Consider the following 13,410-nt stretch of genomic DNA (forward strand, 5'->3'; position numbering starts at 1 on the left):
TTTTACCAGAAAATAGGAGGAATGAACAATGTGGTTGCAAGAAATGAAAACAAAAGATGGCAAGATTCGATATGTATTTTACGAACGTTACACAGATCCCTACTCTGGAAAACAGAAACGAGTGTCTATCAGCAAAAACAATAAGTCTAGGCAGACCCAAAAAGAAGCTGCTTACCAACTTAATAATAAAATAGCGGATAAGCTAAACCAAGTTCAGTTGAAAAAGCCAGACCTAACGTTAAAACAACTGTATAAAGAGTGGTATAACATATACCAGCAACAAGTGTCTGAAGGGACTTACCTTCCTACCAAAAATATGTTAAAAGCCCCTATCCAGGATATCGGAGAAGACGCCCTTGTATCTAAGATTGATTATGTGCTACTGAATGATATCTTAGAAAGTTACCTCTACGAAAAAAAATTAACCAATCGCTATGTCAATACAATTAAATCAAAGCTCAACTTAATGATGAAATATGCCAAGCGAAAAGGCTATATCGAAACCAATCCAGTAGAATCTGTCGAGTTAGCTTTCAAAAGAGAAAATGGCGGCTCAAAAGTTAAGGATAAATTTCTTGATGATGATGAGATAGAGTCTTTGCTAGCATACACGCAAAAAAAGAATAAACGCTATGCCCTACTATTTGAATGGCTCTATCAGACCGGGGAACGTTGTGGTGAAGGAATTGCCCATCAGAAAACAGATATCTTTGAAGAAGATGGGGAATTTGTTGCCAGAGTCGATGGTACTCTATTGTATCGAGAACGAAAAATTGCAGACGTGAAAAAATCAGATCGTCCGAAAACAGATGCCGGCTTCCGGGATATCGTCTTATCAAAAAGATCCGTAGAAATCTACAACGAAGCACTAGAAATGAATCCGGATGGTTCCTTTCTTTTCCAAACTTCTCACGGTACGCCAATAGCTATCTCTGCAGTAAATAGTTTTTTACGGCTACACAAAGAACGAATGGGTATCGCTGAAGACAAGCCATTAACTTCCCATATTTTTCGGCATACTCACATTTCTAAATTAGCCGAACTTGGGGTACCCATGTATGTCATTCAGGAGCGAGTTGGGCATGAGGATAGCAAAATTACTCAGCAAATTTATACCCATGTCACTAAGAAAGCAAAGGAAAAATTGAGTTCAAAACTGGACTTTTTGTAGGAGTCTGCCTTATTTCTGCCTTATTGAGATTCAAAAGCCTCTTTTTTGAAGGCGATATAAAAACATCAATAACAGCGCAAAAAGAAAAAGCCCCTCGATTTCTCAAGGGGCTTGCGCTATTTTTATAACAAAAATTAACGACGGATTTCTTTGATACGTGCAGCTTTACCGTGTAAAGCACGCAAGTAGTACAATTTCGCACGACGAACTTTACCGTAGCGAACTACTTCGATTTTTGCAACACGTGGTGTGTGTAATGGAAAAGTACGTTCCACACCAACACCGTTTGAGATTTTACGAACAGTGTAAGTTTCGCTGATGCCAGCGCCACGACGTTTGATAACGACGCCTTCAAACAACTGAATCCGTTCGCGAGTTCCTTCGACAACTTTCGCGTGTACGCGGACAGTGTCCCCAGGGCGGAAAGCTGGGATGTCAGAACGTAATTGTTCTTGGGTTAATTCTTGAATCAATGGGTTCATTTTGCATTCTCCTAATTTCCAAACATTCATAGGGTGCCACACCCCAGCGGAATATCGTAATTGTTGAGCTGTGCGCTCACCAAAATATATTAGCATGTTTTCCAAGTAGTGTAAAGAAAATTTTCTTGTCAGAAGTTTCGAAAAGTCAGAAATCACATTTAAATGATTGAATTAGTATAAAATCTGCTACACTTAAAGAAACCACTTAGGAGGTTCCCCATGATCATCACCGAAACCTTAGAAGAAACCTATATTCCCCAACTTTGGGCCATTGACCGGGCCATTTGGAATCCCAGCAACACCCCGGCCTTAGCGCAATATGAAAATTACGAGCATTATGCCAAAAGCCTGCGCCACCAAAAACTGCTGATTGCCATTGATGAAGAAAACGACCAAGTGTTAGGGGCTGTGAGCTATCATCATCCTTCTCCACTACCTGCTCATCAGCGTCAATGGGTATTGGGCATCGGTATCGCCCCTAGTGCGCAAGGTCAAGGAGTGGGCCGTGCTTTGATGAAGCACCTGATTGACTTAGCGCCATCTGACAATATTGGCAAAATTTCATTACGGGTTTTTGCCACCAATCCTGGTGCTCGTCATTTTTATCAGCAGCTTGGCTTTCAAGATGAAGGTTTTTTACAAAAAGAATATTGGCTCAACAATCAGTGGGTGGATGAGTACGCCATGGCCTACTATGTAAACTAAAACAGTCCCGTTACCGAAATTAGATTTTTCCGGTGACAGGACTGTTTTTTTATTCTGCTTCTTTTTTGTCAGCCAACTCTTTTTTAATCTCTCGTAATAGTTTTTCCATTTCTGAGGTTAGCGTCAATTTTGCCAACATATCTGGCCGGCGGGTATACGTCCGGCGCAGAGATTCTTTTAAGCGCCACTCTTCAATCAATTTGTGATTGCCATTTAATAAGACTTCCGGTACAGCCAATCCTCTAAAATCCGCTGGGCGAGTGTATTGGGGATGTTCCAATAGTCCTGTGGAATGGGAATCCGTTTGAGCAGAGGTTTCATTGCCCAAGACTTCTGGCAACAAACGTACGGTGGCGTCAATCATCACCATGGCGCCTAATTCGCCTCCGGTTAAGACATAATCCCCTAAAGACACTTCGTCGGTGACTAACGTGCGAATTCGTTCATCATAGCCCTCATAATGGCCACAGATGAAAACCAAATGTTCTTCATTAGAGAATTCTTCGGCCATCTTTTGGTCGAATTTTTTTCCTGCCGGGTCTAGCAAAATCACTCGCTTTTTCGTGTCCGGCGTTGCTGCTTCAATGGCCGCCAAATTATCAAAAATTGGCTGAGCCTTTAACAACATCCCCGCACCACCGCCATAAGGATAGTCATCGACGGTATGGTGTTTGTTATCGGAATAATCCCGAAAATTGGAAATGTTGATTTCTAATAAGTTTTTATCCCGGGCTTTGCCGATGATAGATTCCCCCATGGGCCCTGCAAACATCCCCGGAAATAAGGTTAAGACATCAATTCTCATCATCTAACAACCCTTCTGGAATGTCCACAATGACTTTGCCAGCTTCTACGTCAATGACTTTGACCACCGATTCGATATAAGGAATCAAGGCATCTTTTTGCCCCGGACGTTGGACTACCCACACATCATTGGCTCCTGGTGACAAGATTTCCTTCACTTTCCCAATAACAACACCCTCTGTTTCCATTACTTCTAAACCAATGATTTCATGGTAGTAAAATTCGTTTTCAGCTAACGTGCCCAAATTGTCCTTAGAGACTTTTAACACGCCATCTCGAAAAGCTTCCACATCGTTAATATTGGGGTAACCTTCAAAGCTCAACAAGTCAAAATTTTTATGTTTGCGATGGCTTGCTATCGTTAATGTTAAAGGTTCTCTACCGTTACGAAACAAGACTAAAGTTGCTCCTTTTTGATAACGTTCTTCAGCAAAGTCGGTCTGGGAAATCACTCGGACTTCTCCTTTAATGCCATGGGTGTTGACAATTTTGCCTACATTTAAATATTCAGTCAAACAAACTCCTCATTTCTATTTCTCATTGGATAATCTGCTTTATTTTACCACGGGAGTGAGCGTTCTGCTAGAGGGAGGATTTTACAAAAACTGCCCACCAAATAGGCAGGCAGTTAATGACCGATTTACTTATTTGTCCTTACTCACTTCATCTGATTTTGGTAAGTCTCCCAACGTCCAAGTGACCGTACTGTGGTAAGTACCTAGCCTTGTGACCGGATCAATTAATTGTAAGGTGCTGCTAACGTCCCCATCAGCTGTTGTCAGAATTCGAAAATTTTCCGTAGCAGATACCTCACTGCCACCTTTGTGTAACAAAAACGCCGCCGTGCTGTTTTCTTTCGAGCTAACCGTAATTGGGGTAATCGTATCTTGATTATCTTGTTGAATGTTTAAATTCAACTGAGCATCGATAGTCTCACTTGTTCCTTCAGATTGAAATGGAGTCATGGCGACATTTAGGCTCCAATTTCCGCCTCTGCTATTGTTTCTAGAGTCAGTAACCTTAAGTAAGCCAGTTGAATTCCCATCAAAAGTCTGAGCATTTTTCACATTGAAATCTTTTAACTTACTTGTGGTTCCAGCCTGACTGTTCCCCAAAGTAAAACTGCCAAAGTTCAAATCAGGCACGGCATCTAGGCTAAGAATTGCCGGTGCTTCAGGCACGATAATCGTAAATTTTGCTACGGGTTGGTCCTGATCCGTATTTTCTACTAAATTCCCATTGCTATCTTTCCAGCTCGTAATTCGCCCGATAATTTCATATTCCCCCGGAGCCCAACCCGTGGTATCCACGGTAAAGGCCGTGTCTTCTCTAAGATTGATTCCGCTGATTTGGTTATCAGCTTTGCCATCGGTATCAGTTTTAGCATTAACGCTGACAGGTTTGTCCTCTTTAGAAAAAGCTACTGTAAAATCACTGCCACTGCCGTAAACTTTTAAGCTATTAGCAGCTGTATTATTTTCGGCAGTTACTTCTTCTTTATCAAAGGCCAATTTCAATAGCATCTCATCAAAATCTGGTAAGTTTTCTGTATCAAACACACTACCAAAGGCTTTTTCTTTCGTAATGGTCATTTGCAACGTAATATTTTCTCCTGCAATCAAACTTCCCCAAAATGATTGGGTTGATTGATTGGAACTGTTTAAAGAAATGCTCCCATTTGGAACAATCATCGTACCAGCAAATGGATAGTCCACATTGCCAATTCCTAAATCAAGAGTACTCCCTGAGCTGACACTTGGAAAATTATGAATAATATGACTCCCCATTTTCTTATAGAAGTCAGCACCTAGAGAATTGCCATTGCCGTCAACGAAAGTCATATTCCCTTTATCAAAGGTCCATTGTAAACTAGTCCAGTCATTCCAATTAAAAATAATGTAAGGCAGATTAGCTTTCGGTGTATCCGCAGTAACGTTGTCCAATTGGATACGCATGGCATTGTTGCTACGAATGCCACCGAGCGTTTGACTAGATAAATCAAAAATTGCTAACCCGTTTGTACTACTCCCTGCAATTAATGGAACTTCTACTTGGATTTCATTAATCCAGCCTTCTTTTTGCACATACTTAGCCGCTTCAATTGTAGGATCAATACTGCTATTGCCCACAACTGGCAAATCAGCATTAAAAGATTGATAAAATTGACTGACCGTCTTTAACTGAGCCTGACTGCGGCTAAAGTATTCTGCTCCAGAATAGAGTGTGCCAGATTCGTTTACTCCGAGGTTGTCTCGAAAATCAGGAATATCTCCTACTTTATTTTGCACCGGTGTCCGATTTATTGCAGGATGTGAATTTTGATCATCCGTAGTAGCGGCTATCTCATCACTATCCCCTTCAAATAGAAAACCTTGATTATCCTGAAAATTCTGTACCGAGGTCAGAACTTTTTTCCCATCGGAGTCAGGAGCGTAAGTATTCCCAATGAAAGACAAAGGAGCAGTTTGTTCTGTAGCGTTTGTATCCGTATAGGTATAAGAGAAGGGATAACGCCAATCACTAGGATTTGGGTATTGATCAGAGTGCATATAATAATCCGCATTCCAATAATCAAAGTTCATAGTATTGGCACTATACGTTCCATCATAATTTGGCCGATTGTTTTGTCCTGTAAAATAAATTGTATTTCCAGCGAAAGCAGTAAACTGTGTACCTATGCCTAAAGGATACTTTTGGGCCAAATTTTGACTAAAGTACGCCACATCATTTACATTTACCTGAGTACCAGAGCCATCATAGTCAGGAATTTTAGGATTCGTTGCTGTTTTGGCCGTTTTTTCTTCATCAGAAGAAGTTGCTGTTTCCTCAGTATCGCTTGAATCAGTAGTGGCTGTATGGTCTGCTCCCGTATCATCCTGAGATTCACTCGTTGCTGTCTCACTTGTCAACGTAGAAGCGGTCGTTTCGCTAGTTTGGGAATCACTTGTCCCAGATTCGTCAACAGCATTACTCGTACCTTCACTACTTGCCACCTCACCAGTTTGGGTGGAAGTCGTCGTGCTAACAGCCACGGCACTCAATGGATTTAGCAATAATAATGCAATCATGGCACCTGTCACTATTTTTCTATGCATCAACTTCCCCTCCCTCAACTGATTGTTCTTTCTTGTTAAAATACAGCAAGCAAACAAGTACTACTACTTCCACTCCAATTACCACCAGCCACCAATTTGTCGCTTCTGCGGTTTTGGGAAACACTTTTTGAACAGACTGATTCAACACGCCTAAAAGATTTCCAGAAGAATTCAAATTTTGCAAGCTATCAACGGGTCCATTGGGCAACTTGCTCTCTGGATTGGGATGAAGTACTAGATCTCCAGAAGGTAACTCAGGTAAAGGTGCCGTGGGATTTACAAAGCCATCGTCAATAATTTGTAATTCCGCCGTACTTTTAGCATCACTAGCAGCCATTACCGGCGAAACATTTCCTCCTAAAAGTAACGTTGCTAGCACAAGGGGGCCAAGATAAGTAACGATTTTTTTCATCATTCTCACTCGTTTCTATTTTTCGGCAGATTCGTCGGTTTTCCGTTTCCGACGGCCTAAGACAAAGGCTAAAATCACCAAAATCAGTAATAATAAAATCGCAATTAAAATATACAACCAAGTGTAATCCGGCTCAACTAAACCTACTGCTTGTTCGTTCAATTTATCCGCTTGGTCATCCACGATGGTAAAATCTTCTTCAAACTTCCACTCTTTCTTTCCTGAAGTAGCTACCATACTCAAATGATAGTCCCCGGCTTCAATGGGTTCATTATCCCAATCAATGGCAAAATCATAATTGGAATTTGGCGCCATTTCTTGATTCTCTTTTTTGGTTTCATGAAGGATTTCTTTACTGCCTTTTTGGGAAACTTTTGCAGTTACCGTCATTTCACCAAAAGCTTGAGGCTTACTATTTTGGATATTGGCAAAAACCGCCGTACGGCCATTGTCTAAGCCTGGCTTAATGACATTTAACTGGAGCTCAGGGGATATCGCGGTTTCCGTATCTTCCTGTAAACTGATGCCCATGACCATGGCGTAACGATTGCGAATGTTTAATGACTGTTTACTGCTCGTGGCGTCTTCTGCAGTTTTCAAAGCGTAAAAACCGCCCGTAATCGTCCCTGCAAAGGGCTCTTTCGGGATGGTCATTTTAAAAGTAATATCTTTAGTTTCTTGGGCTTGTAATGTCACTTTTTGCGGCGCTGAAAAAAGTTCGGGAATCGTATATTGAGCCGAAGAATCTTTGGCGTATTCATAATCTGAATACTCAATTACTCCACCGTTATTGGTAAAGGCTGGATTGGGAGAGACGGTTACTTCCATAGGAGCATCTTCCAAATTCGTCAGCCGAATGGTTAAATTTTGTTCCGACTCCGGTGTGACTTTTAAATTAAAAAAGCTGCTGTCATCCAGTTGGTTGTCCGGCAATAACGCCTCCATAGTAAAACCTGCACCATTTTCTGTTTCGGCCGCCACAACCGATTGTCCCCCCAGTCCTAGCAAAGCCACTAAAACGAACAGCAGGCCAAAAATAAATCCAGTTTTTTTCACGTATCTCGCTCCTCATTGATTCAATGGCTTTGCCAAAAATCCTCTACTTGAAAATGAATCGGACAACAAGTTGCCCGATTCATTTTCAAACAAAATTTTTAACATCAGCAACTTATTATTGTGCTGCTGTAGTAGTTGCTGTATTGGCTAAAGTCCAAGTTAAGTCGGCTTGGTAAGTGCCCGCTTTAACATTTTCGTTTTGTGCGATAGATAATTTTGTTTTTGTAGCATCTACCGTAAAATCATTTTGACCAGAGCCTTGTTTATCGTCGTTAGTTGCAGCTAATTCAAAACTTTGGCCAGGTTCTAAACCGGTTTTAGTATTAACAAGGGTTGTGTCTTTCGTTGGTGTTACCCCAAGATCCATGGTAATACCAGTAAAGGGTGCTTGAGCTTTATCGTTGATATTTGTAAATTGGCCCAGTTTTAAACTTAAGGACCAACCAGCATCCGATCCCCGGAAATCAGAAACGCGGACAAGGCCAGTTTTATTTCCATCATGGGTAGTTTTTGCATCGGAAACATCCCCATTTAAATAAGGTAATGCTACATCGCCTTCAATAATTTTTTTAACTGAAGTAGCGCCAAATTGCATATCCGGTACCGCATCTAGGGTTAATTTCCCAGCTTCTACCGTAAATTCAGCAGTGGAATTAGCCTTAGCTGAAGTTGTATCAGTTACCTCAAAACCATTTTCAGCAATACCTTGGGAAATATTATTGTCTGCTGTTCCAGCGCCGCTACCTTCCGCAGCATTTACGCTTGCTCCTCCTACCATCACAGCTACCATGGCCGCAGTGGATAATGAGAGTGCTTTGATTGTTTTCATAACCTTTTTTCCTCCTCGCATTCCTTTGAGCAAGCTTGTTCAGCGCTTATTGCGAATGCTTTTTTTATGTTGGCGTAGTGCCACTGTGATTACCAAAATTAAAATCACAGTCAACCCGGCAAGGACTGGTATGCCCCACCGAAGAGTTGCATCTTTTACTGTTGGTGCTTGTTTGTTAATCGCCGTGACTTCGGCTTTAGTTAAAGTGAAGTTTTTATCTACTTTAACCTGATTTCCACCTTGACCAATGGTGCCATAAACCCGATAAGAACCACTTTTCAGGGCTTGACCTTCCATGGAAATGGGATAATTCAATATTCCATTTGGTGCCCAGGTCACTTGGGCAAGGTTTACTTGCCAAGTATGTTTTACCAAACCAAAAAACTGGGAATGAACCACTTTCAAATTCATCGGTTCTGCTTCCACTAGTCTGGCTGCGCTGTTTTCTATGGTGATGGATAAAGCTGGTAATTTTTTCAGAAGCTGACCGGCAATTTTAGATACTGCTAACTGAGGATTAGGCATTCCTTTTGTTCCAACTAATCTGACTGGTAGTGAATAATTCGTCTCATCACTGCTCATCTGGATTGCTCCTAGGACTTCTCCGTAATCCACTTGTTGAAAATTTAGATTTATGGTAAGTTCTTTTGTTTCCCCGGCTGCTAAATCTAAACTAGCCTTAGGAATCAAATTTTCAAAAGCTAGTGGTACTTTGCCAGAAAAACTTTTCGTCGCCTCATAGGTGAGCTGACCTTGGGTGTTGGTCACAGCTTGTATTCCTTGATAGTTGATAAGCCGTTCCTGATTTGAAAAATTAGTCACCGATAAAGTCAGCTGGTGGACTTTACCGTCTAGTGGCAAAGTAACTTCAGAGGTTGTCACTCGTAATCCATCCAGTTGTAGTGGTGTCAACGTAATTCCCATTTTATTTTCTGTTGCCCAAACTGATGGACTAACTAATATGCTCCACAACAGAGCAACTATTACAAAGCCGTGTTTGTATAATTTAGTCACTACATCACCTCTGAAATATCATTATAGTAATTTAATTCTTTTTTGCAATTAATAAGACTTCTCTTTTTTAAATTTCTTACAATTTTGTTACGATGGGCTTTGATGCATTGCATTCTGTCATTTTTTAACAAAATAATCTAATTTTTTGAAATGTTGTTAAATAAATGATTTTTTTGTATAGTTATCCATAAGCTTGTTATACTTATGATAATTTCGTAGACAGGAGGTGTCTTTTTGGATCACCAGAAGCGTTCTTTGCTGGTCATATTATTCATTTTTTTTCTAAGCTATGCACCGGTTCAAGCTCAGGCTACTGGAGCAGGTTATGGTGTGACACCACTCTTGCCAGAAAATCAATTAGATGAAGCTACTTACTTTAATCTCTTGGTTGCCCCGGGTGATACGCAACGACTTAGTATCCAACTGACCAACCAGGAAAATCAGCCCAAAATTCTGCACATCGCTCCGACTACTGCCACAACTTCAAATATCGGAGCCATTCAATACACCACGACAAAACCCGAGCTCCTAAAAGGCCCAGTACTCAGTGAACTCCTATCTGCTCCTAAAACAGTTACTTTACAAAGCCAAGAAACTAAAATAATTGATTTTACTTTGACCATGCCCCAAGAATCTTTCCAAGGAATTCTCTTAGGTTCTTTTTTGATTCAAGAAGTCGGGCAAAATTCGAATGCAAATGGTATAGCCAATCAGTTTGCCTATGAAATCGGGCTAATGATTCGAGAATCAAAAAAATTACCATCGATGAAAATAAGCTTTCACAAACTGCAATTAAATAACAACGATCTAACTATTCAGTTCAAAAACCAAAGTGGTCGCTTAGTTTCAGGAACCTTAAAAGCAAAGCTAGTTGGAAAAAAACAAAGTTTCTCAAAAGAACTCCAAATTGCTCCTAATACTGCTTCTCAAATCATTTTTCCCTTTGAAAAACTTCCCACTGGTGCTACTAGCGTAAAATTGACGTTTACAACAGATAAGGGCGAGAAATTTGATTATCAACAGGGAATCTACTTATACAGTCAAGAAGGCAAACTTCAGTTAACAAAATTATCAATCTCCTGGCAGTGGCTGATTACTGGTGGTATTTTCTTAGCAGTATGCCTTTTGGCTATCACAATTTTATTTTTCAAGAAACACAAAAAATCAGGAAAATCCCAGTAAAGGATTTTCCTGATTTTAAATAATTTACTACTCCACCGATACCGCCATTTCCAAAGCGGGCAGTGGGTCTTCGTGGCTTACGGCATACACCACTTTCTCTTCTTGCCATATCACCGTTGTCGCCTGATAGCCGGCAGCAGATAGGTCAATGGTAATCTGTCCGACCGATTTGGGTACGGGTAAAAAGGCTTCTTCTAGGTAATTGACCACTTCTTTAGCAGTGGTCACAGGTTCTTGTCCGAGGACATTTGAAGCTCTGACTACTAGAGACCAATTGCCTTCTTTCCAATTTAAATAAGTTGAGCCGGCACCGCTTTGTTGATACCCCTCGATATTGTGACTTAAATCTACTTTTTGGCCACCATCATCGTATTGATAATTGACAGCTTCTTTGGCTTTGGCTGCCGTATCATAGGTGGTTTTCTTAAAGCTAGCAAAAGGTGTTTGTTGATTCAAAGCATTGTGATTCATCACCAACGCTTCAGTCATATTATAGTAGAGAACGGATAATTCTTTTTTGTCCCCCACTGCGGCAATGTTTAAAAATAAGCTCTCATCTCGAGGAAGTTTTTGAGGCATTTTCACCTTGGGATAAGCTTCAGTCAATTCGCTAAAGGCATCTGCCTCTTCACTGGAACTAGTTTGACTTTCTGCTGTGCTACTTTCTTCACTGCTAGATTTTGTGCTATTCGTTTTTGAACTGCTTGTGGCTGGATTACTTGATGAATTGCTTTTTGTTTCACTGGTGCTTGGGCTGACTTCAGCTGAGCTGTTTTCACTGGGTTCTTGCTTGCTACCACAAGCAGCCAGCAGGACCAACAGGGCTGATAAAATAACCAACTTTTTCATCTCTTCGCCTCCAATTTATTATGTCAAGGGTAGCCTTTATTTATAAAAAAGACAAATAGAAAGCGCTAAATCACAACATTTCGCTAAGCCAATTTTTCAAACTGGTGAAGGCCTCCACTAGAAAGCGCCAGACTTGTTGAAGAAATTCCCCAGCGCCGCCTTCAAAAATTAGCCAATGGCCCCAATTTAGCAAGTCCTCTTTAAAGACCCAAATCAAGAAAATGGCAAAAACCACTCCAATGATGCGCCATAAAACCGAACCGACTTTTATAATAGCCAGAATAATTGCGATAATAATCAAAATTGCTAGTAATTCCATGATATTCCCTCCTTATTAGGAGTTTATCATCTCACAATCCACGCCACAAAACATGAGACTTGAGACTGAAAAATATAGGAAAAGATTATAAAGCTACTATATTAATCGTTTTAAAATAGCTCTTTGAAGTGCTAGGAGAGCTTTCGTGAGCCTGTACCTCATTTTTTCAATTTCTCCGTCCTTTTCCTTTGACCAATTTTGACCAAGGGTGTATACTTCTTTTTAGCAGGATAAGCTGAACTGTGCTAAACTATTTGTAAATGGAAATAGTCGGCGTCAAAAAAGCTCGTAAACGCCTTTTTGACACCAGTTTCAGCACTTTACTTTTAAGGAGGAAACAACCTATGAATTTAATCCCTACAGTTATCGAACAATCATCTCGGGGTGAAAGAGCCTATGATATCTACTCTCGTCTATTGAAAGACCGCATCATCATGTTAAGCGGCCAAGTAACCGACGATTTGGCTAACTCAATTATCGCCCAATTGCTTTTCTTGGATGCCCAAGATTCTGAAAAAGACATCTACATCTACATCAACTCTCCTGGTGGTAGCGTAACTGCCGGCATGGCAATTTACGACACCATGAACTTTGTCAAAGCTGACGTGGTAACCATCGTTATGGGGATGGCCGCATCTATGGGTTCATTCTTATTAACAGCTGGCACTAAGGGCAAACGTTTTGCTTTGCCTAACGCTGAAATTATGATTCACCAACCACTTGGGGGCGCTCAAGGACAAGCGACTGAAATTGAAATTGCTGCTAAACACATCTTGAAGACTCGGGCTCATTTAAATGACATCTTGGCTGAACGCACTGGCCAACCTTTAGAAGTCATTGAAAAAGATACCGATCGGGACAACTACATGACAGCCCAAGAAGCCAAAGACTACGGTTTGATTGACGAAATCATGGTTTCTTCTAAAAGCTTGGATAAATAAAATCTGATGAACGTAAAAACCTCTCAATTACTTGTTTCTTCAAGTAACTGAGAGGTTTTTTTACTCTTGAATCCGGGGAAATGCTCCTCCAGCGTGTAATTCGCCCATTTCCACATAATGCTGGATATTGGCTTTGTTTTTGGCAATTTCTTCTGGGGTTAAAGGTCGAATGACTTTGGCTGGTCGTCCAAAAGCTAAGACATTGGGTGGAATCACTTGGCCTTGCGTCACCAAAGAACCAGCTCCCAGTAAACTATTTTCCCCAATCACAGCATGGTTTAACACAATGGAACTCATGCCAATCAACGCGCCTTTTTTAATGGTGCAACCGTGAAGCATACATTGATGGCCCACGGTAACCTCTTCTTCAATTTTTGTAGGAGCGTCGTGATCCACATGAATAATCGTGCCGTCTTGAATATTGGTGCGATCTCCAATCAAGATAGTATTGGCATCCCCGCGAATCACAGCGCCATACCAAATACTAACCGCTTCTCCTAAAGTCACATTGCCCATTACCCGAGCATTTTCAGCAATAAAACGAACCATGA

The 13,410-nt window shown here is 40.9% G+C and carries 15 protein-coding genes; 4 read left to right on the forward strand and 11 right to left on the reverse strand.

From position 1 onward, the window contains the following. Nucleotides 1-43 precede the first annotated feature (43 nt). On the forward strand, nt 44-1,171 hold the full coding sequence (locus AB5754_RS01180; RefSeq protein ID WP_368251216.1) for a tyrosine-type recombinase/integrase: 1,128 nt from the start codon (nt 44-46) through the stop codon (nt 1,169-1,171). A 134-nt stretch (nt 1,172-1,305) separates the two neighbouring features. Here AB5754_RS01180 and rplS read toward each other — a convergent pair whose 3' ends face one another. Continuing rightward, the gene (rplS, locus tag AB5754_RS01185; protein ID WP_010754280.1) at nt 1,306-1,653 is read right to left on the reverse strand and encodes a 50S ribosomal protein L19; all 348 of its coding nucleotides are present in this window, start codon (nt 1,651-1,653) and stop codon (nt 1,306-1,308) included. Between the two features lie 219 nt (nt 1,654-1,872). On the opposite strand from rplS, the gene AB5754_RS01190 reads away from it, so the two are divergent. Then, nucleotides 1,873-2,358 carry an N-acetyltransferase family protein gene (locus tag AB5754_RS01190; protein WP_368251217.1) on the forward strand — a complete coding sequence of 162 codons (486 nt, stop codon included), beginning with the start codon at nt 1,873-1,875 and terminating at the stop codon, nt 2,356-2,358. Between the two features lie 49 nt (nt 2,359-2,407). On the opposite strand, the gene trmD is transcribed toward AB5754_RS01190, so the two are convergent. From trmD to AB5754_RS01225, 7 genes are all read right to left on the reverse strand, one after another. After that, nucleotides 2,408-3,163: a tRNA (guanosine(37)-N1)-methyltransferase TrmD gene (gene trmD / locus AB5754_RS01195; protein ID WP_368251273.1), complete on the reverse strand. Its 756-nt coding sequence runs from the start codon at nt 3,161-3,163 to the stop codon at nt 2,408-2,410. Beyond that, complete coding sequence (gene rimM, locus AB5754_RS01200; protein WP_368251218.1) at nt 3,153-3,677, reverse strand: ribosome maturation factor RimM; 525 nt, start codon at nt 3,675-3,677, stop codon at nt 3,153-3,155. The genes trmD and rimM overlap by 11 nt, the downstream gene beginning before the upstream one ends. Nucleotides 3,678-3,806: 129 nt before the next feature. Next, a complete protein-coding gene (locus AB5754_RS01205) occupies nt 3,807-6,257 on the reverse strand; it encodes a hypothetical protein (RefSeq protein WP_368251219.1) in 2,451 nt (816 codons plus the stop codon). Further along, complete coding sequence (locus AB5754_RS01210) at nt 6,250-6,669, reverse strand: LPXTG cell wall anchor domain-containing protein (protein ID WP_368251220.1); 420 nt, start codon at nt 6,667-6,669, stop codon at nt 6,250-6,252. Before AB5754_RS01210 ends, AB5754_RS01205 begins: the two co-directional genes overlap by 8 nt. A 15-nt stretch (nt 6,670-6,684) precedes the next feature. After that, nucleotides 6,685-7,725, reverse strand: coding sequence for a DUF916 and DUF3324 domain-containing protein (locus AB5754_RS01215; RefSeq protein ID WP_368251221.1), 1,041 nt, complete (start codon nt 7,723-7,725; stop codon nt 6,685-6,687). Between the two features lie 115 nt (nt 7,726-7,840). Beyond that, on the reverse strand, nt 7,841-8,554 hold the full coding sequence (locus AB5754_RS01220) for a WxL domain-containing protein (protein WP_368251222.1): 714 nt from the start codon (nt 8,552-8,554) through the stop codon (nt 7,841-7,843). Between the two features lie 39 nt (nt 8,555-8,593). Further along, nucleotides 8,594-9,568, reverse strand: coding sequence for a DUF3324 domain-containing protein (locus tag AB5754_RS01225; RefSeq protein ID WP_368251223.1), 975 nt, complete (start codon nt 9,566-9,568; stop codon nt 8,594-8,596). A gap of 234 nt (nt 9,569-9,802) precedes the next feature. On the opposite strand from AB5754_RS01225, the gene AB5754_RS01230 reads away from it, so the two are divergent. Further along, entirely contained in the window at nt 9,803-10,750 is a 948-nt protein-coding gene (locus AB5754_RS01230; protein ID WP_368251224.1) for a DUF916 domain-containing protein, read from the forward strand. Nucleotides 10,751-10,777: 27 nt separating this feature from the next. Here the strand turns inward: AB5754_RS01230 and AB5754_RS01235 are convergent, their stop codons facing one another. Both AB5754_RS01235 and AB5754_RS01240 read right to left on the reverse strand, forming a co-directional pair. After that, nucleotides 10,778-11,599 (reverse strand): hypothetical protein, encoded by an 822-nt coding sequence (locus tag AB5754_RS01235; RefSeq protein WP_368251225.1) that lies wholly within the window; start codon nt 11,597-11,599, stop codon nt 10,778-10,780. Nucleotides 11,600-11,669: 70 nt separating this feature from the next. Next, nucleotides 11,670-11,918, reverse strand: coding sequence for a hypothetical protein (locus AB5754_RS01240; RefSeq protein WP_368251226.1), 249 nt, complete (start codon nt 11,916-11,918; stop codon nt 11,670-11,672). Nucleotides 11,919-12,262: 344 nt separating this feature from the next. On the opposite strand from AB5754_RS01240, the gene clpP reads away from it, so the two are divergent. Beyond that, nucleotides 12,263-12,859, forward strand: a complete 597-nt coding sequence (gene clpP / locus AB5754_RS01245) for an ATP-dependent Clp endopeptidase proteolytic subunit ClpP (protein WP_311833000.1) — start codon at nt 12,263-12,265, stop codon at nt 12,857-12,859. A 60-nt stretch (nt 12,860-12,919) separates the two neighbouring features. Here the strand turns inward: clpP and AB5754_RS01250 are convergent, their stop codons facing one another. Beyond that, entirely contained in the window at nt 12,920-13,408 is a 489-nt protein-coding gene (locus AB5754_RS01250) for a gamma carbonic anhydrase family protein (RefSeq protein WP_368251227.1), read from the reverse strand. Nucleotides 13,409-13,410: the final 2 nt, after the last annotated feature.

This window comes from Enterococcus sp. 2201sp1_2201st1_C11_2201SCRN_220225, from assembly GCF_040925905.1.
In the GTDB taxonomy this organism is placed as follows: Bacteria; Bacillota; Bacilli; order Lactobacillales; family Enterococcaceae; genus Enterococcus_C; species Enterococcus_C asini_A.